The organism is Parabacteroides sp. ZJ-118, assembly GCF_011038785.1.
In the GTDB taxonomy this organism is placed as follows: domain Bacteria; phylum Bacteroidota; class Bacteroidia; order Bacteroidales; family Tannerellaceae; genus Parabacteroides.
In genome coordinates this window covers 1-18,311 of the sequence record NZ_JAAKDT010000019.1, presented here as the reverse complement: position 1 = coordinate 18,311, position 18,311 = coordinate 1, and the positions used below count along the sequence as shown (strand labels likewise).

Here is an 18,311-nt window from a genome sequence, read left to right as displayed (position 1 = left end):
ATTACGCCGGGACGCGGGGCTATTTCCTCTTGTAATGATCGTAATCCGCGGCAAATCCCTCGCAAAGCCAGTTCGCCAGGGCCTGCCGGTTGTTGCTGAGGATGATCCGTTGTTGGTCGTACCGGTTTTGCAGGTTGCCCAACTCGACGAAGACGGAGGTCGGGGTCGTGTGGCGCAACACATGTAGGTTACGATCGTCTACCGTGCCCGAGAACCCCCGGCCGGGTTGGTGGCGCTCGTATTTGCGCGAGAAAGTGGACTTCATCGTCTTGGCCAAGCGCTTACCCGCTTGATCTTTGGGCTTGTGATAGAAAAAGACATCGGTCCTTTTATGCTTGCTCCGGCTGTCCACATGGATGAATAGAGCTCTTTTATAAACTTCCTTATCTTTCCGGCTCAGGCTGTTTATCTTGGCGCAGCGCTGATCCAGACGGCTTACTTGGTTAAGGGGGATCGGGTTGCCCATGCAAGTCTCCCGTTTGCTGTTAGTGAGGAATGGCTGGTCGCGTATTCCATCCTTCGCGTCCTGGATGATAATATGCACCTTGGCGCCTCGCGTTAACAGATTGCGCGCCAGGCGTAGCATGATGTCGTAAGCGTATTCATCCTCATGCAATTCATGGGAGCCCATTTTGCCGATCGCCCCGGGATCCGGACCGCCATGCCCGCTGACCAGATAAAAGCAAGCACCTTTCAAATCGGAAGCGGTTACTTGGTAACGGGCCAGCGACTTGCCGAACAGGGGCTGATCGTTCTTTTTCGGAGGGGCGGAGGCGAGCGGAGGCAAGGTATATTCCACGCCCATGCGCAGGCTGTTATTTTTACCCAACTTCCCTTTATTAAGCTCGATAAAGGCTTTCTGATACGCCCCGCCGGTACGGTTGAAACGTTTGAGAAAAAGAGTGATGCCCTCCCCGTTTTTCGGATACGCCTTTTCTTGGGCAGTCAAGGGACCTGTACATACGAGAGCGATAATAAAGAGGAAGAGAATATGGATAGCGTGTTTCACAGGCATCTTAAAAATTGATTCTACGCCGTAAAGATAATGAAACCAACCGATAGTCGAAAACGATACCCTATAAAAAGAATCGATCAACCCATAAGCGAGCGGGCGGATATCTTATTATAAACCTCTTTGGTCAATTGAATATCATAGGACGCGTCGTGCAGTTTCGCGGAGTCTATTTGTATGCCTAAAGTCCTTGCCACCGTTTCCAGCTTGAAATCTGTCATCTCATGCCGCTCGCGCATCAAATACTGGGTAGACAATACCATCACGTCAATCGAGTTCACCCAGAACCATGAGTAGAAATAATTATCTCCGTTCTGTACGAAGAAGGCTTTCAAGAAGTGATTATCGAAAGCGGAGTTATTGTATCCTACAAGGAAGAACTTGTCTTTTTTGTCAAATTTGTCCACGTATTTAGACAACATGCTCACGAATTTAACGTACACCTCTCGCATGGGCGGATACGCTTGTATCTGCTCCTTGGACACGTTGCAGACGCGCAGCGCCTCCGCCTCTATCTCGCATTGGGGATGCGGGCAGACATTGAAATTAAAGGACTCTTTCGTAACCCCATCAATCACGATCTCCCCACTGATTTGGTGGATGCCATTTCGCCAGTATTTTACGCCGGTAGTCTCTAGATCAAAAAAAAGTAGTTTCATAAACGCTTTCTGGTATGAGACGCGAAAGTAAGGTTTTTAAATAATAATACGTACCTTCGCGGCCGGAACAATTAAAAAAAATACAATATGTCTGTCGCGAAAGTAGATGATAATAGAAAGGTGACCACGCATCGTCTGATAGAGATGAAGCAGCGCGGCGAGAAGATATCCATGCTTACCGCTTACGATTACTCGATGGCGAAATTAATCGATCAAGCGGGAATGGATGTGATTTTGGTGGGTGACTCCGCCTCTAACGTAATGGCTGGAAACGTGACCACTTTGCCGATTACGCTTGACCAGATGATTTACCATGGCAAATCGGTCATGAAAGCGGTGAGTCGTGCGCTGGTAGTGGTAGACCTGCCTTTCGGTACGTACCAAGGAAACTCTAAGGAAGCCTTGGCTTCCGCTATCCGGGTGATGAAAGAGACGCATGCCGATTGTATCAAGCTGGAAGGCGGAGTCGAGGTTCGGGAATCGATCGAACGTATCTTGTGTGCCGGTATTCCAATTATGGGGCATTTGGGATTGACGCCGCAATCGATCAATAAATTCGGTACGTATACGGTGCGTGCGCGTGAAGAGGCCGAGGCTAAGAAGCTGATCGAGGATGCCCATTTGCTCGAGGAGATAGGTTGTTTCGCCTTGGTCCTGGAAAAGATCCCGGCGGAGCTGGCGGCTCGTGTCGCCTCGGAGCTTACGATCCCGGTTATCGGCATTGGCGCCGGTGGAGGCGTAGATGGTCAAGTGTTGGTTATGCATGATATGCTCGGTATCAATCAAGGCTTCTCTCCCCGTTTCCTACGTCGTTACGCTAATTTAGGGGAGGCGATTACCCGTGCCGTACAAGCGTATATTGAGGACGTGAAATCCCAAGACTTCCCGAACGAGAAGGAGCAATATTAGAAACAGGACACATGAGATCTCATTTGCTGATAGGCGCCGCCTCGTCGGGAAGCGGGAAGACTACTTTTACCTTGGGATTGCTCCGTGCCTTGAGAAATCGCTCTTTACGGGTACAACCTTTTAAGTGTGGGCCGGATTATATAGATACTCGTCATCACAAAATGGCGGCTGGTCGCGCTTCCGTGAATTTGGATGGATTCATGATGTCGGAAGGGCATATCCGGGATTTGTATACCCGGTATACCTCGAATGCGGATGTAGCCGTGACCGAAGGAGTGATGGGGCTGTTCGATGGCTACGATGCCACGCGAGGAAGTAGCGCGGAGATCTCCGGTTTGTTGCGGATACCGATCGTATTGGTGGTGAACGCTAAAAGCACGGCTTATTCGGTGGCTCCCTTGCTTTATGGCTTCCGCAATTTCCGGAAAGATCTGGATGTAGTGGGGGCGGTATTTAATTTCGTGGCGTCGGAGAGCCATTATTCATTCTTGAGGCAAGCGTGTAAGGATGCGGGTGTGGAAGCGTTGGGTTATCTACCGAAGCGTGCGGATGTAGAGATCCCGAGCCGGCACTTGGGGTTGTCGTTGGATGCGGATTTTTGCTTCGAGGAGTTCGCGGATCGGGTCGCTTGCTGGGTGGAGGAGCATGTGGATATAGACCGCCTGTTGGCAATCACGGCTTTGCCTGAGCGACAACCGGTTCCTCGGGGTGAGGAAGTCATGCGGACCGTTTCAAAGGCAAACTTAAATATAGCCATCGCCCGTGATCCCGCTTTCAACTTCTCATACGAGGAAAATATACGTTTCTTATCTACGCAAGGCAAGATTACCTATTTCAGCCCGTTGAGGGATGAGTGTTTACCGGATGCCGATTTTGTCTATTTGCCCGGTGGATACCCCGAGTTGTATGTGTCGGAGTTGAGTATGAATTCCGGGATGCGTGAATCGATTCATTCCTTTGTGGAAGCGGGAGGCAGGTTGCTGGCGGAATGTGGGGGGATGATGTATCTCTGCAAAGAGATTATCGGTACGGATGGGAATGCCTATCCAATGGCCGGCGTATTGCCGCAATCCGCCACGATGGAGAACATGAAGTTACGTCTGGGGTATCGGACTTTATGCTACAAGAAGGATGTATTACGAGGGCATGAGTTCCACTATTCCCGGATCGTGCCGATGGAAAGCCCGCTACCTTCGGTCGCGAAAGCCTTTACGGCGAAAGGAGATCAAACGGATACCCCGCTGTATCGCTACAAGAACGTATTGGCGGGATACACGCATTTGTATTGGGGAGATCCCTGTCGGAACGATTGGTTTATTGATTTTCTGTATGGGGAAACCTCAGATTGTTCTCGATAAACATTTTCAAGATATTGATGGCGATCTGGTTGCTTCCTCCTTCGGGTATAATCAGGTCGGCATATCGCTTGCTAGGCTCTATAAATTGTAGATGCATAGGCTTTAGTACCCGGGTGTAGCGTTCCATTACCGCTTCCGCCGTGCGTCCTCTCTCGACCATATCCCGTTGGATCACACGGATAAGACGCTCGTCCGAATCGGTATCGACAAATACTTTCAAGTCCATCAAGTCTCGTAATCGAGGGTCGCATAAAGCGAGGATCCCTTCGATGATGACAACATCACGTGGCTCGATATGAATGGTCTCGGGCAATCGGCAGCAGGTAAGATAAGAATAGGTCGGCTGCTCGATGCATTTCCCCTTTTTCAGCAAGTTGACTTGCTCAGAGAGGAGCGGCCAGTCAAACGCGTCAGGATGGTCGAAGTTAATGTATTGACGCTTCTCTTCCGGCACATGACTGTTATCTCTGTAATAAGAATCCTGAGGTAGTAATACGACCTCGCCGGGAGGTAAGCTTTCTATGATCTTTTTTACCACTGTAGTTTTCCCGGAACCGGTCCCGCCCGCTATACCTATGATTAGCATGATTTCTTATATTAATCCATATCTGTGTTAACAAAGACAAAGGTACGAAATATTTAGAGTGGTCACATTTCGCTATTAATAGAAAAAACGAGATAAAAAGAGCTGAATCCTATGTTGTATAGCATGTTTGTCTTAATTAAAGTTAATAACATAGCTTTTCTTGTTGGAAAATTATGCTGCATAACATAAAGTCTCTATATTTGCACTGTGTTTTTCATGGTATTAGATTTAAGGTTAACAATGAGATTGGCTGTCCGTGACGGATGGCCTTTTCTTTTATGGTAGGTCACCTCAACAAAAGGGATCGTCTGGCGCATTCCCCATTGTATTCATGATTTGCCGTGTCTTCAACGAATCGCTACGACATCACGGACCCATCCCCTTTATTTACCAAAGATGGGAATCAGATAGGTTAGTCTCGCGGATATTATCTGGCTGGAAGATTTAGAGAAAGTGTCTCCTTTACGGCTGTTGAACATATCGCCCAGCGCATAGTAATAACGACCTTCCAACAAGAAAGAGCCTATCCCGGTGCGGAGCTCGACTCCCGGTCCGCCGCAAAGCCCCCAATCAAACCTCTTTTGGACTTCCAATGTATGTTGTTCGTCCGGACGGTTTGCGTTCGGGTTCTCGCCATTAAGGTTCGACTCCGTGCTTTCGCTCAGCGCATAACCGATTTTAGGCCCTAGGTTGACGAATACACGCACCCGCTCGTTTCCGAAATGGATGTGGGTCAAGAAAGGAAGCTCCATATAGTTTACCGTACGGCTGTATTTGTATTGAGGTTTCTCCTCAAACTTCTCTTCCCATCCTTGTTGGGTAAAGTTCAATTCTGCCTGTAAGCCTAAATTGGGTTCCGTATTCCAACGTATTGTCGCTCCCCCGTTAAATCCAAGCTTCATCTTCGTAGGGACTTTGGGGGCAAAGCTTACGCTGGATAAATTGAATCCGAAGGACGCACCAACCGCAAGCTCTTGCTTAAAAGCACTTTTTTGCGCATGGCAAACCGATAAGCTCGCCATGCACAGAAATATCGCTGCAACTATTTTTTTTGTCATCCGCTCAATCATCTTACCTCACTGCGGGTTACCGTATAATCACTCTTGTAATGTACAATAAATAAGTTCGTATTGATAAAGCCACCCCAGTTATTCACCCTATGGAAATCGAATCCGGTCTGGATGCTCTTATAATGGATCTTGTCTAGGTTATTCTCGAAGTTGGAACCGTATTTATGGATGGCGCCCAGGAAATACATACCCGTGTCGAAGCCTAGGATCCCATATTTCGGGAATGTGTTGATTAAATTCTTGCTGTACCAGTTTTTATAATCGGAATAAAAACCATGGACTTCCGGAGATAAGTTGTCCGCGTAGAAATTACTATAGATATAGGTGTTTAACGCGTAGAAATCCTCCAGACACTCTCTTGTATACGTCTGCCATTCCGGATAACCGAACAGGTTGACCGTATAAGGTTCTTTCTCCTCCTCTCTCAACTCGGAAAGCATACGGAGCGGCGCCTTGATCTTATTCACCGCGTCTAAGGAAGCGGAGGTCGGCAATACCACATTCCGCTTGTCCCTTACCAGGACTGTCTCCATATCCGCGGCGAAAGTATCCCCCTTATAAGTCACTTCCTTGAACGGGATATCGCGCTGCTGCATCTCCGTTTTGAAAGCTTTGATAAATTCCGGCTTCTCTTCTTTATCTTTTATATTGACAAGTATGATGTTGTAATCCGAGAACAAATCACACCCCGCTTGTGCCGCCTTGGAGTATAGGTAGGAATGAGGCGTGTTCACTTGATAAACATTCGCGTTTGATAAGACATCATCATTCTTGGAGGTAAAGGGGATCACGTATTTGATAGTGTGCTTTTGGGCAAAATCCGCGATCAATCCGATTTGGTCGTTCTGTACGGCGCCGATGATCAAGTTAGCGTTTGATAACGCATCTTCTTTCAATATCTCCTTGACTTTCTTCGTGCCGTTCCCGGTATCATATACCGATAGCTCGATAGAGGTTTCCATGTTTCGCAAGCTGTCGATCGCCAATAGTAATCCCTCGTAATATTCCACGAAACGAGAGGTCGCGGATGATTGCGTCGTCTCATTCGTCATGAACGGCAACAATAAGGCGACTTGGATACGGTTCACCCTCTTTATATCTTTAGGCGTAGAGAGGAGGGCGTTTACCTCACGCTCTTCCGGCTGTCTCTTATCTGGGGTGATCATCTCTTCACGGGCCACCGGTATCCTGATAACCATGCCTGCTTTCACGCCATTTCTCAGCTCAGGGTTGAGTCTCAAAAGCTCCACGCTGGAGATATCGAATTTCCGGCAGATACGATACAGGGTCTCTTTTTTCTGTATGGTATACTCCATTTCCTTTTGTACGGTCTTTTTTTCCGTAGTAGGCAAGGTCTTCAGTCGTGTCGGTGGAATCCGGATATTCCTGCCAGCCGTGAATGTTGATGTGGAGAGGCCCGGATTGGCGGCGATAATATCCGTGGCGGGTACTGAATATTTGATGGATAAAGAGTACAAGGTCTCTTTCGGCTGGATCGTATGGTACGTATAGTTATCTGTTTTGCCGGAAGGTGTGATAGCGGAATCCTTCTGCGGGATTCTTAACGTGGAACCGGCCTTGATCCCTTCTTTGCTTTCCGGATTCAGCCGGTAAATATCCTCTACGCTTACGCCATACATGGTCGCTATGGCATATACGGTTTGTCCGCGTTCGATGGTATGATAAAATAGTTCGCTTCCTTGTTCGTCAGTAAAAATAACCTGCTTATTATCCTTTTGGGAATAAATTACGCTCGATAAACTTAAAAAGAACGTCAATGCGTATATACTGATCTTATTCATTTGCTGTCCGGAGTATTTTTTGACAAAGATAGTGAATTTTGCTTATCATGCTACGTATGTCCTTTTATTTCCCTAATTTTGGAACCGTAATTTTCAGACTATATATGCTAAAGAAGGAATTAAGGAAGATATTGCTATCGCTAAGTTTCGTGTTTGTAGCGGCTGTCTCGTATGCCCAATATGTGGTGACGGGGGGAAGTGGTAGCCCGATGAAAGCTAAGCAGAGTTCCGGCGATTCCGCCGAGCGACTTGAGGTTTATTTGGTGTATGGAATGGATAACGTAACGATTCGTTATACTTCATCCTCTTCTTCCTCGCATCAATGGTACCGTTATAAAACCAAGCGATTGGAGGCAGAGAAAGTAGCTTCCACCCAAAATGGAACTACTTCTACCATTCGGGATGTCGAGGAAGGATATGGCTATTTTGTCGAGGAAGGGGCCGTATCTCGTTACGTCTGGATCGTCGATTATAGTAAATACACGTTAAACATATCCAACCTGTATGTCTCCGATAACAGTGACCCTTGTAGCGGATTGGTCTTGGCAGGCACAGGTACGATCCAGCCCATTTATTATTATTGGCCGAATACGGGCACAAGACGTGAACTGTCTCGCCAATTTGATGTTATTTATAATACATTGGAATATAATCCGGATAGGAAAGAATATACCTCTAAACAAGAGATGGCGGTTATCGAGGGTGACTTGTTCGCTAAATCCATTCCCGCTCCTTGGTGTGATACGGAGATCTGTGTGAAAGGCGATTATTTCGCCCGCCATTTTGGAAAGGAGATGACGCTTTGTATCGATGAATATCAGGCTGCCGCTGTGGATGCCCATATTGATACGTCGCTGATTGAGCAAGAGGCCCCGAATATGAATACGACGAAGAGCGGTTATTGCGCTCCCGCCACGGTTCAATTCTCGGCTGTCGCAAATACGCCGACAGCCGCCCTGTTTAATTGGAAAATCTATCGGCAAGGGGAAGAAGATAACCCAGTAGTCCGTTTTACGGGTGAGGAGGTGGATTATACATTCAACCAATCCGGAACTTTTATCATCAAGTTGGAAGTAAGCGACCAAAGCACTACTTGCCGCACGGAAGATGAGGTCCAGATTGATATCTCAGAGTCTTATCTGATGATACCGAACGCGTTCTCTCCGGGTACCACGCCCGGAATTAATGACGAGTTCCGGGTAGCCTATAAGTCGTTGGTGAAATTTAAGGCATGGATATTTAATCGCTGGGGCCTACAGATGTATCACTGGACAGATCCGGCCCAAGGATGGGATGGAAAGAAGGGCGGTAAATACGTTCAGCCTGGTGTGTATTTTTATGTGATAGAAGCCGAAGGTTCCGATGGTATTAAGTACAAGAAAAAAGGTGATATAAACATTCTTAGACCGAAAACAATTCAAGATGAAAATGAGAATATCCAGGAATAATGTAGCTAGTTTTTTATGCGGAGGCGTTGTTTGCTTGACCGCGTGTATCTCGATGGGCTCGAATGACGTAGAGAAAGTGATAGAGAGCCGTCCGGTTGTCTCATCCATGACCCTGTCGCCGGACATTCCGACCTCGGTCCCTTTTTGCGGGAAACAAATTGATATCACCCGCTATGACATGCGGGAAGCCTACGACCGTGAATTGAGCAGCTTTACATATTTCCATTCTACGACGATGCTTCTGATCAAGCGGGCGAACCGTTATTTCCCGGTAATCGAGCCAATCCTGAGAGCGAACGGCATCCCCGATGACTTCAAATATCTAGCGGTGATAGAAAGCCATTTGGATCCCCGTGTATCTTCTCCAGCCCGTGCTGTCGGGATGTGGCAATTACTGGAGGGTACGGCAAGGGAATATGGTTTGACAATTACCCCGACGGTCGACGAGCGTTGCCATGTAGAGAAAGCGACCGGGGCCGCTTGCCGTTATTTGAAAGCCGCCTATAAGAAATATGGAGACTGGGCAGCGGTAGCCGCTTCTTATAATGGCGGCATGGGACGTATCTCCGGTGAACTGGTCAAACAAGACGCGGATTCCTCCTTCGATCTCTGGTTGGTGGAAGAGACCACCCGTTATATTTATCGAATCATGGCGATCAAGCAAATTTTCGAGAATCCGTCGAAGTACGGTTTTGTGCTTCGTGCCCGCGACCTGTATAAGCCGATCCCTACCGCAGACGTGGCCGTAAGCCAAGATATACAGAATCTGTCGGCTTTCGCCAAAGAGCACGGGATCACTTACGCGGACTTGAAACGTTTTAATCCTTGGCTCCGTGATCGAAAGTTGGTGACAGGAGGAAAGACCTATAAATTAAGTATTCCTCAAAAAAAGGACATGTATTACAAGACCCCGAATACGGAAGTATACGATTCGGCTTGGGTCGTGTCGGAGAATTGATCCGGTTTCTGATGGATACTATTTATTCTCCACTTCCATGCCCATGATATAATCGTTCATGAAATAGCCATTTCCTATGGGATGGTCTCGTGTGCCTATTTCCTGTAATCCCATGTGCTTGTAGAAGCCTACAGCGGGGTTGTAACGGTTTACGTATAACTCTATGGTGAAAGGTCCGGGGTGTATCTCCTTCAAATAGTCTATACCTTGTTCGATGATAAAACGTCCGATTCCCGTGCCATGCATTTCCGGTAAGGAATAGATCTTTTGAAAATTGTATGTGTTTTCACCTGTTTTCTCTATGGATAAATAGCCTGCCGGCATATTGTCCGCCAATATGATAAAATATTGATGATGTAGCTCTTCCATTTGTTTAAGAATGTTATCCGGAGCGTACATCATGTCGAACATGTAATCCAATTGCCCTTTAGAAAGAATCTTTCCATACGTGTTCTCCCAGACGCGCGAGGCAAGGTCGTGTATGAGAGAACGATCATCAACAGTCGCTTTTCGAATCGTAAACATGTTAATCCTGTATTTTTAAAACTTACAAAGGTACAAATAGACGAACAAAAATACAATATCGGCGAATGTAAATAGCATTTTATTTGATTCGTGTTATTTTTTAGCTTGATTTCACACTTGTTTTTAGGTTAATCCACGGAAAATAATAACTTTGTGGGCGTTTACTATTGGGAAACACAATTCAAATACATAATAGGAAATGGATACAAAGATTCAGGAACTAACAGACAAGATCTACAAGGAAGGTGTAGAGAAGGGGAACGAAGAAGCGGGACGTATAGTCGCCGAGGCCAATGCTCAAAAGGATACGATTCTTAAGGAAGCGGAAGCGGAAGCGAAACGCATCGTAGCGGCTGCCGAGAAACAAGCCGCCGAGTTGAAAAAGAATACGGAAGCCGAATTGAAATTGTTCGCTGCCCAGTCTGTCGAGGCATTAAAGAGCGAGGTGACAAACCTTATCACCGGTGATATCGCTAGTTCGAATGTGAAAGCGGCGTTGATGGATCCTGCGTATATGCGGAAAGTGATCCTTGAGCTTGTGAAAAGCTGGCCCGCTAATGAGTTCTTGACTATCCAAGCTTCTGATTCCGATGGCTTGAAAGCGTATTTTGAGGCCAATGCCAAAGGTTTGCTAGAGAAAGGGTATAAGATCGAAAAGGTAAGCGGGAAGAAAGCGTCTTTCTCTATTATCCCGGCGGATGGCTCGTATAAAGTGACATTTGGCGAAGACGAGTTCATCGAGTTCTTTAAAGAGTTCTTGCGTCCGCAATTAGTAGAAATGCTGTTCTGATATGAGCAAGTATTACTACTTAATCTCCGGGCTTCCTAACATAGCGTTGGATGATAGCAAACTAGCCTATTCGGTCTCTGAGTTCCGGATGGAGATAGAGGATATGCTATCTTCCAAGGATAAAAAGCTGATTGATTTATTTTATTTGAAATATGATAATATAAATCTGCTGGCCTACGCTAAAAGATCGGACTCCGGTCCGGATCAGAGAGGAAGAATAACGTATCATGAGTTCAATACTTTGTATAAAGCGTTGAAGGATGAGGAAAAAATTCCCAAGAATGATAATCTCCCGCCTTATTTCGTGGATTTCCTTGAACTGTATCTGGCCGAAGAGGTCAAGGACACCAAGAATGAGAGAGAGTATATATCCTGGGAAGATCGCTTGGCAGCGTTATATTATGCATATGCCATGAAATGTGGGAATAAGTTCGTGGGCGATTGGTTCGAGCTTAACTTGAATATCAACAATGTTCTTACCGCGATCACTTGCCGTAAATATGGCCTTGATAAGGCCGATTATATCGTGGGGCATAATGAGATAGCGGAAAATATCCGCACTTCGAACGCCCGTGATTTCGGCTTGGGCGATTCCGTGGAATATTTGCCCGAGTTGCAACGCATTGCCGAGGAGACCGATCTGATCGTTCGTGAGAAGAAAATCGATCTCTTGAAATGGAAATGGCTTGACGATAATACCTTCTTCAAGACGTTTGATATAGAGAGTGTATTCGCTTATTTATTGAAATTGGAGATGATAGAGCGCTGGGTAACCTTGGATAAGGCGAGAGGCGAGAAGACTTTCCGTGAATTGGTAGGCGCCATGAAGATGGGTAGTGAGAGTGCGTTGGAAGAATTTAAAAGAAACAATATAAAATAAATTATGGCTACGAAAGGAATTGTAAAGGGAATCGTATCCAACCTAGTAACCGTAGAGGTGGATGGTCCGGTTTCTCAGAATGAGATCTGTTACATTTCAGTCGGAGGCGTGAAGCTGATGTCGGAAGTAATCAAGGTAATAGGAAAGAATGCCTTTGTACAAGTATTCGAGAGCACACGCGGTATGCGTGTCGGCGACGAGGCAGAATTCCAAGGGCATATGTTGGAAGTTACGCTGGGTCCGGGCATGTTGTCCCGCAACTATGATGGTTTGCAGAACGACTTGGACAAGATGGAAGGTGTATTCTTGAAGCGTGGCGATTATACGTTTGCGTTGGACAATGATAAGAAGTGGGATTTCAAGCCTCTGGCTAAAGCGGGCGATACCGTGAGCGCCGGTGATTGGCTGGGAGAGGTGGACGAGAATTTCCAACCGCATAAGATTATGGTCCCCTTTAAGTTCGAGGGGTCCTATACCGTGAAATCGGTGGCTCCGGCCGGATCCTATACCATCAATGATACGATGGCTGTCCTTACGGACGAGAATGGCACGGACGTAAACGTGACGATGATCCAGAAATGGCCGGTAAAGAAAGCCATCACTTGTTATAAGGAAAAGCCCCGTCCATTCAAATTACTGGAGACGGGCGTCCGTACGATCGATACCGTGAACCCGATTGTTGAGGGTGGTACAGGGTTTATTCCCGGTCCGTTCGGTACGGGCAAGACGGTGCTTCAGCACGCGATCTCCAAGCAAGCGGAAGCGGATATAGTGATTATCGCCGCCTGCGGCGAGCGTGCGAATGAGGTCGTGGAGGTATTTACGGAGTTCCCGGAATTGGTAGACCCGCATACGGGACGAAAATTGATGGAACGTACGATCATTATCGCCAATACTTCCAACATGCCGGTAGCCGCCCGTGAGGCATCCGTATATACGGCGATGACCATCGCCGAGTATTATCGCGGCATGGGCTTGAAGGTTTTGTTGATGGCCGATTCCACTTCCCGTTGGGCACAGGCCTTGCGTGAGATGTCCAACCGTTTGGAGGAGTTGCCCGGACCGGATGCTTTCCCGATGGACTTGTCCGCTATCGTGGCGAACTTCTACGCCCGTGCGGGATTCGTTCATTTGAATAACAACGCTACAGGTTCTGTTACTTTCATCGGTACGGTATCGCCGGCCGGTGGTAACCTGAAGGAGCCGGTGACCGAGAATACGAAGAAGGTAGCCCGTTGTTTCTATGCCTTGGAGCAGGAGCGTGCCGACCGTAAACGTTATCCGGCCGTAAACCCGATCGATAGCTATTCCAAGTATATCGAGTATCCCGAGTTTCAGGAATACATCGCTAAACATATCTCCCCGGAATGGATCGAGAAAGTAAACGAGATCAAGACCCGTATGTTGCGTGGTAAGGAGATCTCCGAACAAATCAATATCTTGGGTGATGATGGTGTGCCTGTTGAGTATCACGTTACATTCTGGAAGTCCGAGTTGATCGACTTCGTGATCTTGCAACAGGACGCTTTCGATGCCATCGACGCGGTTACTCCGTTGCGACGCCAGGAATTCATGCTGGATAGGGTCGTGAACGTTTGCCGTTCAGAGTTTAAGTTTGATACCTTCCTCGAGGTTATGGACTACTTCAAGAAGATGATCAACATCTTTAAGCAGATGAACTATTCGGAATATGAGAGTGACTCATTCAAGCGGTTTAATACGGAACTGGATGAACTTTTGAAGGAGAGAATCGAAAATTAAAAGAGTTATGGCAACAAAAGCATTTCAAAAAATATATACGAAGATTACCCAGATCACAAAAGCTACCTGTTCGCTGAAAGCGACGGGAGTTGGGTATGATGAGTTGGCCTCTGTAGACGGAAAGCTGGCTCAGGTGGTAAAGATTATCGGCGACGAGGTGACGTTGCAGGTATTCTCCGGAACGGAAGGTATCCGTACGAATGCCGAGGTGGTATTCATGGGGAAGGCTCCTTCTTTGAAAGTAGGCGACCAGTTGGCCGGACGTTTCTTCAACGCTTATGGCGAGCCTATCGATGGCGGCCCGATACCCGAGGGACGTGAGGTCGAGATCGGTGGTCCGTCCGTGAACCCGGTACGTCGTAAGCAACCCTCCGAATTGATCGCTACGGGTATCGCCGGTATCGACTTGAATAACACCTTGGTAACCGGTCAGAAGATCCCGTTCTTCGCCGACCCCGACCAGCCTTTCAATCAAGTTATGGCGATGGTAGCCTTGCGCGCGAAGTCCGATAAGATTATCTTGGGAGGTATGGGTATGACGAACGACGACTACCTGTTTTTTAAGAATACATTTAGTAACGCTGGTGCCCTAGATCGTATCGTTAGTTTTATCAATACGACCGAGGATCCGTCCGTAGAGCGTATCTTGATCCCGGATATGGCGTTGAGCGCCGCTGAGTATTTCGCCGTGGAGAAGAACGAGAAGGTCTTGGTGCTGCTTACCGATATGACCAATTATGCCGATGCCTTGGCGATCGTGTCAAACCGTATGGATCAGATTCCGTCTAAGGACTCTATGCCAGGTTCCTTGTACTCGGACTTGGCAAAGATTTACGAGAAAGCCGTTCAATTCCCGGCGGGAGGTTCCATCACGATTATCGCCGTAACGACTTTATCCGGCGGTGATATCACGCATGCCGTACCTGATAATACGGGTTATATCACGGAAGGTCAGTTGTATTTGCGTCGTGATAGCGATGTGGGTAAGGTAATCGTCGATCCGTTCCGAAGCTTGTCTCGTTTGAAACAGCTGGTAACCGGGAAGAAGACCCGTGAGGATCATCCGCAGGTAATGAACGCCGCCGTACGTTTGTATGCCGATGCCGCTAACGCTAAGACCAAGTTGGAGAACGGCTTCGACTTGACCGACTACGACAACCGTACCTTGTCTTTCGCCAAAGATTATTCTTCCAAGCTGTTGGCTATCGACGTAAACTTGGATACGACGGAGATGCTGGACGTAGCTTGGGGATTGTTCGCTAGATATTTCAGCCCGGAAGAGGTAAATATCAAACAAGGATTGGTGGATAAGTACTGGAAGTAAATTAAATAAACATGGCAATAAAGTTTCAATACAATAAAACCTCTCTTCAGCAATTGGAAAAGCAACTGAAGATGCGTGAACGCTCCCTGCCTACGATCAAGAGCAAGGAGAGCGCCCTGCGTATCGAGGTGAAGCGGACCAAGGACGAAGTGAATAAATTGGAACTTCAGCTAGAGCAAGAGATTCAGAGTTATGAGAATATGGTGGCTTTGTGGAACGAGTTCAATCCGGAGTTGATCTCCGTGAAGGACGTGACGCTCTCCACGAAGAAGATCGCCGGCGTGGTCGTCCCGTTGTTGGACGAGATCAAGTTCGAGATCGGACACTATAGTCTCTTTAATGCCCCCGCATGGTATACGGACGGCATCGAGTTGCTGAAAAAGCTGGCTCGTACCGGTATCGAGGCGGAGTTCTCGGGCATGAAGCTGGAGTTGTTGGAGCATGCCAGGAAAAAGACCACTCAGAAGGTGAACCTGTTTGAGAAGGTACAGATTCCGGGCTATAAGGATGCGATCCGTAAAGTGAAACGGTTTATGGAAGACGAGGAGAGTCTTTCTAAGTCTTCACAGAAGATCATGAGAGCCAATCAGGAGAAACGTAAGGCAAAAGAAGAAAAAGAGGAGGCCGAGGTATGATAGTAAAGATGAGTAAATATGCCTTTATGGTGTACCATAAGGAATATGATACGTTCCTTTCCACGCTTCGCGACTTAGGTGTTGTCCATATCAAGGAGACAAACTCCGCGATGGATAACGAGAGGCTGCAAGGGCTTCTGGCTGAACGTAAACGGGTCAATGCGCTGATGCGCTACTTTAGGAATCTCCATGCGGCGGAGAAAGAGGTTACGTTCGCTCCGGCTCGTGAGCTGACGAAAGAGGAAGGTCTGAAGTTGGTGCGTAAGATCGAGGAATTGCAAGAGGAGAAGGCGCGACTGATCGCTTCCAGGCAAGCGATCGAGAAGGATCTGGCTTATATGGAATTATGGGGTGAGTTCAGCTATCAGAATATCAACCGTCTGAAAAGAGCGGGATATGATGTCACGTTCTTCACCTGTCCTACCGCTAAGTACGATCCGGAATGGGGCGTGCTGTATAACGCTATTCTGATCAATCAGTTCCAATCGGTAACGTATTTTATCACGATCACCCAGGAAGGTACCTTGATTGATATAGACGCTGAACGTCCGAAGATGCCGGTTCAAGGAGTGGCGAAGTTGCGTGCCCGTCTGGATCAGCGTACCAAGGATGTCCGGGATGTGGAGGATGAGCTGAAACGTCGTGCCGTGGAGGATTATAAAACGTTGGAGGAATTCGATAAGAGCCTGCAGGACGAGTTTAACCTTTCTAACGCGTTGGTGCAGACAGACCGGCAAGCGGGCGACAAGCTCATGTTGCTGGAAGGTTGGGTGCCGACGGAAAACGCTCCGGCCATGGAGCAGGAGTTGGATAAACAAGGTTATTTCTTCCAGCGGTTAGCGATCGAGGAGGGGGATAGGGTGCCTATCAAGTTACGGAATGATAAATTCAGTAAATTGTACGAACCTATCACGAAGATGTTCTCCTTGCCCAATTATGGAGAACTTGATCCGACCCCGTTGTTCGCCCCGTTCTTTATGCTGTTCTTCGGGCTTTGTTTCGGCGATGGCGGGTACGGTTTGTTGGTCATGATCGCTTGTACGATCTTGAAGAAGAAGGTGAACCCGGATTTCAAGCCCTATTTGACCTTGTTCCAGTATCTAGGTTTCGCTGCCTTGTTGGTGGGAACCTGCACCGGATCTTTCTTCGGGGTGGCTTTGGCGGATATCCCGGCCTTGTCAAAGATCAAGAACTACTTTGTGGATAGCGATAACTTGATGACCTTCTCCATTGTCATCGGTTTGGTGCAGATCCTATTCGGTAAATGTGTCGCCGCTTACAAGATCAAGATACAGAAAGGGACGAAACACAGTATCGCTCCGTTCGCTTGGGTGTTCGTGATCATATCCTTGGCATTGGCGTTCGGACTTCCGATGTTGAACGTTCACTTGCCGGCCGCTGTCGTTACGGTATGTTACGGAATCGCCATTCTGGGTCTGGTTGTCGCTTATTTGTACAATACACCGGGCAAGAACCTATTCCTGAATTTTGGTACCGGACTTTGGAACACGTACAATATGGCTTCCGGATTGCTGGGTGATACGTTATCATACATTCGTTTGTTCGCCATCGGTCTGACCGGTTCCATCCTGGGGGGCGTATTCAATACGTTGGCGGTTACGATGACAGACGGTATGAATATCGTGGCACGTGCGATCTGCATGTCGCTGATCCTGTTAGCCGGTCACTCCATCAATATCGCTCTTTGTACGATCAGCTCTTTGGTACACCCGCTTCGTCTGATCTTCGTGGAATATTACAAGAACGCGGAGTTCGAGGGAGGAGGCAAGGCCTATGAGCCATTCAGAAAAGCATAACAATTAAACAAGAAAACAAAACAATAAAAGAATAATTTAAAAACACATTTTATTATGGAACCAATTTTATTAGCTTATGTAGGTATCGCGTTGATGACAGGTTTAACTTTTATCGGCAGTAGTTATGGTGTTACGATCGCAGGTAATGCGGTGGTAGGTGCGATGAAGAAAAATCCGGATGCTCTGGGTACGTATATTGCTTTAAGCGCGTTACCTTCTTCGCAGGGTTTGTATGGATTCGTGGGCTACTTTATGATGCAGAAGTTCTTGGTCGCTGATATTTCCATGTTGGCCGCTACGGCTGTTTTCGGCGCCGGTTTAGTGTTAGGCTTCGCTGGTTTTTACTCCTCACTCCGCCAGGCTCAGGTTTGCGCGAATGGTATCGCGGGCATAGGCGCCGGGCATAACGTATTCGGTGCCACGATGGTGATGGCCGTATTCCCCGAGTTGTATGCCATCTTGGCCTTGTTGGTAGTGATCTTGATTGGCGGAACGATTCCGGTCGCGTAATCATTCAAACATTTGGATAATAATAGAGGCCGTCCCGGACATTCACGGGGCGGCTTTTTTGTATCCGTCCGAAACCGTCCGACTTGTTTTTTTAAGTTCAAGTCAGGCTTAGATTTTGTCTTCGAAGTTGCAAGGGAGGAGACCGGTTAGTTGAAGTTCTTCCATGTCCGGCCTTATATTCTCCAGCGTGTGTTTCAGCCAGCGAAAAGGGTTTACGCCAAGGATTTCACAGGACACCATAAAGGTATAGAAGATGGCGTTGTCTTC

General features: G+C 47.5%; 18 protein-coding genes. 11 read left to right on the top strand and 7 right to left on the bottom strand.

Annotation, left to right across the window (positions count from 1 at the left end; translation table 11 throughout):
• Window positions 1–19 precede the first annotated feature (19 nt).
• Both G7Y39_RS06750 and G7Y39_RS06745 read right to left on the bottom strand, forming a co-directional pair.
• Window positions 20–1,015 carry an N-acetylmuramoyl-L-alanine amidase gene (locus G7Y39_RS06750; RefSeq protein WP_165156315.1) on the bottom strand — a complete coding sequence of 332 codons (996 nt, stop codon included), beginning with the start codon at window positions 1,013–1,015 and terminating at the stop codon, window positions 20–22.
• A 77-nt stretch (window positions 1,016–1,092) separates the two neighbouring features.
• Window positions 1,093–1,671, bottom strand: a complete 579-nt coding sequence (locus G7Y39_RS06745; protein WP_165156313.1) for a 3'-5' exonuclease — start codon at window positions 1,669–1,671, stop codon at window positions 1,093–1,095.
• Between the two features lie 87 nt (window positions 1,672–1,758).
• Here G7Y39_RS06745 and panB point away from each other — a divergent pair, with 87 nt between their 5' ends.
• Together panB and G7Y39_RS06735 are read left to right on the top strand one after the other, a co-directional pair.
• Window positions 1,759–2,580: a 3-methyl-2-oxobutanoate hydroxymethyltransferase gene (panB, locus tag G7Y39_RS06740; protein ID WP_165156311.1), complete on the top strand. Its 822-nt coding sequence runs from the start codon at window positions 1,759–1,761 to the stop codon at window positions 2,578–2,580.
• 11 nt (window positions 2,581–2,591) lie between these two features.
• Complete coding sequence (locus tag G7Y39_RS06735) at window positions 2,592–3,938, top strand: cobyrinate a,c-diamide synthase (RefSeq protein WP_165156309.1); 1,347 nt, start codon at window positions 2,592–2,594, stop codon at window positions 3,936–3,938.
• On the opposite strand, the gene udk is transcribed toward G7Y39_RS06735, so the two are convergent.
• From udk to G7Y39_RS06720, 3 genes are all read right to left on the bottom strand, one after another.
• A complete protein-coding gene (gene udk / locus G7Y39_RS06730; protein ID WP_165156307.1) occupies window positions 3,895–4,524 on the bottom strand; it encodes a uridine kinase in 630 nt (209 codons plus the stop codon). The two genes, G7Y39_RS06735 and udk, sit on opposite strands and share 44 nt — an antisense overlap.
• Before the next feature lie 383 nt (window positions 4,525–4,907).
• Window positions 4,908–5,582, bottom strand: a complete 675-nt coding sequence (locus G7Y39_RS06725) for a porin family protein (protein ID WP_165156305.1) — start codon at window positions 5,580–5,582, stop codon at window positions 4,908–4,910.
• An 8-nt stretch (window positions 5,583–5,590) separates the two neighbouring features.
• Entirely contained in the window at window positions 5,591–7,396 is a 1,806-nt protein-coding gene (locus G7Y39_RS06720) for a LysM peptidoglycan-binding domain-containing protein (protein ID WP_165156303.1), read from the bottom strand.
• A gap of 104 nt (window positions 7,397–7,500) precedes the next feature.
• Between G7Y39_RS06720 and G7Y39_RS06715 the strand changes: the two genes are divergently transcribed.
• Together G7Y39_RS06715 and G7Y39_RS06710 are read left to right on the top strand one after the other, a co-directional pair.
• Window positions 7,501–8,844, top strand: a complete 1,344-nt coding sequence (locus G7Y39_RS06715; RefSeq protein WP_165156301.1) for a gliding motility-associated C-terminal domain-containing protein — start codon at window positions 7,501–7,503, stop codon at window positions 8,842–8,844.
• Window positions 8,819–9,802 carry a lytic transglycosylase domain-containing protein gene (locus G7Y39_RS06710; protein WP_165156299.1) on the top strand — a complete coding sequence of 328 codons (984 nt, stop codon included), beginning with the start codon at window positions 8,819–8,821 and terminating at the stop codon, window positions 9,800–9,802. Before G7Y39_RS06715 ends, G7Y39_RS06710 begins: the two co-directional genes overlap by 26 nt.
• A gap of 18 nt (window positions 9,803–9,820) precedes the next feature.
• Here G7Y39_RS06710 and G7Y39_RS06705 read toward each other — a convergent pair whose 3' ends face one another.
• Entirely contained in the window at window positions 9,821–10,327 is a 507-nt protein-coding gene (locus tag G7Y39_RS06705) for a GNAT family N-acetyltransferase (protein WP_165156297.1), read from the bottom strand.
• Between the two features lie 199 nt (window positions 10,328–10,526).
• Here G7Y39_RS06705 and G7Y39_RS06700 point away from each other — a divergent pair, with 199 nt between their 5' ends.
• The 7 genes from G7Y39_RS06700 to G7Y39_RS06670 are packed head-to-tail and all read left to right on the top strand — an operon-like array spanning window position 10,527 to window position 18,044.
• Complete coding sequence (locus tag G7Y39_RS06700) at window positions 10,527–11,117, top strand: hypothetical protein (protein ID WP_165156295.1); 591 nt, start codon at window positions 10,527–10,529, stop codon at window positions 11,115–11,117.
• Between the two features lies 1 nt (window position 11,118).
• Window positions 11,119–11,997, top strand: coding sequence for a DUF2764 domain-containing protein (locus tag G7Y39_RS06695; RefSeq protein ID WP_165156293.1), 879 nt, complete (start codon window positions 11,119–11,121; stop codon window positions 11,995–11,997).
• Window positions 11,998–12,000: 3 nt separating this feature from the next.
• Complete coding sequence (locus G7Y39_RS06690) at window positions 12,001–13,758, top strand: V-type ATP synthase subunit A (RefSeq protein ID WP_165156291.1); 1,758 nt, start codon at window positions 12,001–12,003, stop codon at window positions 13,756–13,758.
• Between the two features lie 7 nt (window positions 13,759–13,765).
• Entirely contained in the window at window positions 13,766–15,082 is a 1,317-nt protein-coding gene (locus tag G7Y39_RS06685; RefSeq protein ID WP_005857368.1) for a V-type ATP synthase subunit B, read from the top strand.
• 11 nt (window positions 15,083–15,093) lie between these two features.
• Window positions 15,094–15,717: a V-type ATP synthase subunit D gene (locus tag G7Y39_RS06680; protein WP_165156289.1), complete on the top strand. Its 624-nt coding sequence runs from the start codon at window positions 15,094–15,096 to the stop codon at window positions 15,715–15,717.
• Window positions 15,714–17,534 (top strand): V-type ATP synthase subunit I, encoded by a 1,821-nt coding sequence (locus tag G7Y39_RS06675; protein ID WP_165156287.1) that lies wholly within the window; start codon window positions 15,714–15,716, stop codon window positions 17,532–17,534. Before G7Y39_RS06680 ends, G7Y39_RS06675 begins: the two co-directional genes overlap by 4 nt.
• A gap of 54 nt (window positions 17,535–17,588) precedes the next feature.
• Window positions 17,589–18,044 (top strand): ATPase, encoded by a 456-nt coding sequence (locus tag G7Y39_RS06670; protein WP_165156285.1) that lies wholly within the window; start codon window positions 17,589–17,591, stop codon window positions 18,042–18,044.
• A 108-nt stretch (window positions 18,045–18,152) separates the two neighbouring features.
• On the opposite strand, the gene G7Y39_RS13870 is transcribed toward G7Y39_RS06670, so the two are convergent.
• Complete coding sequence (locus G7Y39_RS13870) at window positions 18,153–18,284, bottom strand: transposase domain-containing protein (protein WP_370520362.1); 132 nt, start codon at window positions 18,282–18,284, stop codon at window positions 18,153–18,155.
• Window positions 18,285–18,311 lie beyond the last annotated feature (27 nt).

Coding starts and splice junctions, on each gene's coding strand:
- G7Y39_RS06750 (WP_165156315.1), bottom strand. CDS start 1,015: ATGCCTGTGAAACACGCTATCCATATTCTCTTCCTCTTTATTATCGCT.
- G7Y39_RS06700 (WP_165156295.1), top strand. CDS start 10,527: ATGGATACAAAGATTCAGGAACTAACAGACAAGATCTACAAGGAAGGT.
- G7Y39_RS06710 (WP_165156299.1), top strand. CDS start 8,819: ATGAAAATGAGAATATCCAGGAATAATGTAGCTAGTTTTTTATGCGGA.
- G7Y39_RS06715 (WP_165156301.1), top strand. CDS start 7,501: ATGCTAAAGAAGGAATTAAGGAAGATATTGCTATCGCTAAGTTTCGTG.
- udk (WP_165156307.1), bottom strand. CDS start 4,524: ATGCTAATCATAGGTATAGCGGGCGGGACCGGTTCCGGGAAAACTACA.
- G7Y39_RS06720 (WP_165156303.1), bottom strand. CDS start 7,396: ATGAATAAGATCAGTATATACGCATTGACGTTCTTTTTAAGTTTATCG.
- G7Y39_RS06685 (WP_005857368.1), top strand. CDS start 13,766: ATGGCAACAAAAGCATTTCAAAAAATATATACGAAGATTACCCAGATC.
- panB (WP_165156311.1), top strand. CDS start 1,759: ATGTCTGTCGCGAAAGTAGATGATAATAGAAAGGTGACCACGCATCGT.
- G7Y39_RS13870 (WP_370520362.1), bottom strand. CDS start 18,284: ATGGTGTCCTGTGAAATCCTTGGCGTAAACCCTTTTCGCTGGCTGAAA.
- G7Y39_RS06705 (WP_165156297.1), bottom strand. CDS start 10,327: ATGTTTACGATTCGAAAAGCGACTGTTGATGATCGTTCTCTCATACAC.
- G7Y39_RS06680 (WP_165156289.1), top strand. CDS start 15,094: ATGGCAATAAAGTTTCAATACAATAAAACCTCTCTTCAGCAATTGGAA.
- G7Y39_RS06695 (WP_165156293.1), top strand. CDS start 11,119: ATGAGCAAGTATTACTACTTAATCTCCGGGCTTCCTAACATAGCGTTG.
- G7Y39_RS06745 (WP_165156313.1), bottom strand. CDS start 1,671: ATGAAACTACTTTTTTTTGATCTAGAGACTACCGGCGTAAAATACTGG.
- G7Y39_RS06725 (WP_165156305.1), bottom strand. CDS start 5,582: ATGACAAAAAAAATAGTTGCAGCGATATTTCTGTGCATGGCGAGCTTA.
- G7Y39_RS06735 (WP_165156309.1), top strand. CDS start 2,592: ATGAGATCTCATTTGCTGATAGGCGCCGCCTCGTCGGGAAGCGGGAAG.
- G7Y39_RS06675 (WP_165156287.1), top strand. CDS start 15,714: ATGATAGTAAAGATGAGTAAATATGCCTTTATGGTGTACCATAAGGAA.
- G7Y39_RS06690 (WP_165156291.1), top strand. CDS start 12,001: ATGGCTACGAAAGGAATTGTAAAGGGAATCGTATCCAACCTAGTAACC.
- G7Y39_RS06670 (WP_165156285.1), top strand. CDS start 17,589: ATGGAACCAATTTTATTAGCTTATGTAGGTATCGCGTTGATGACAGGT.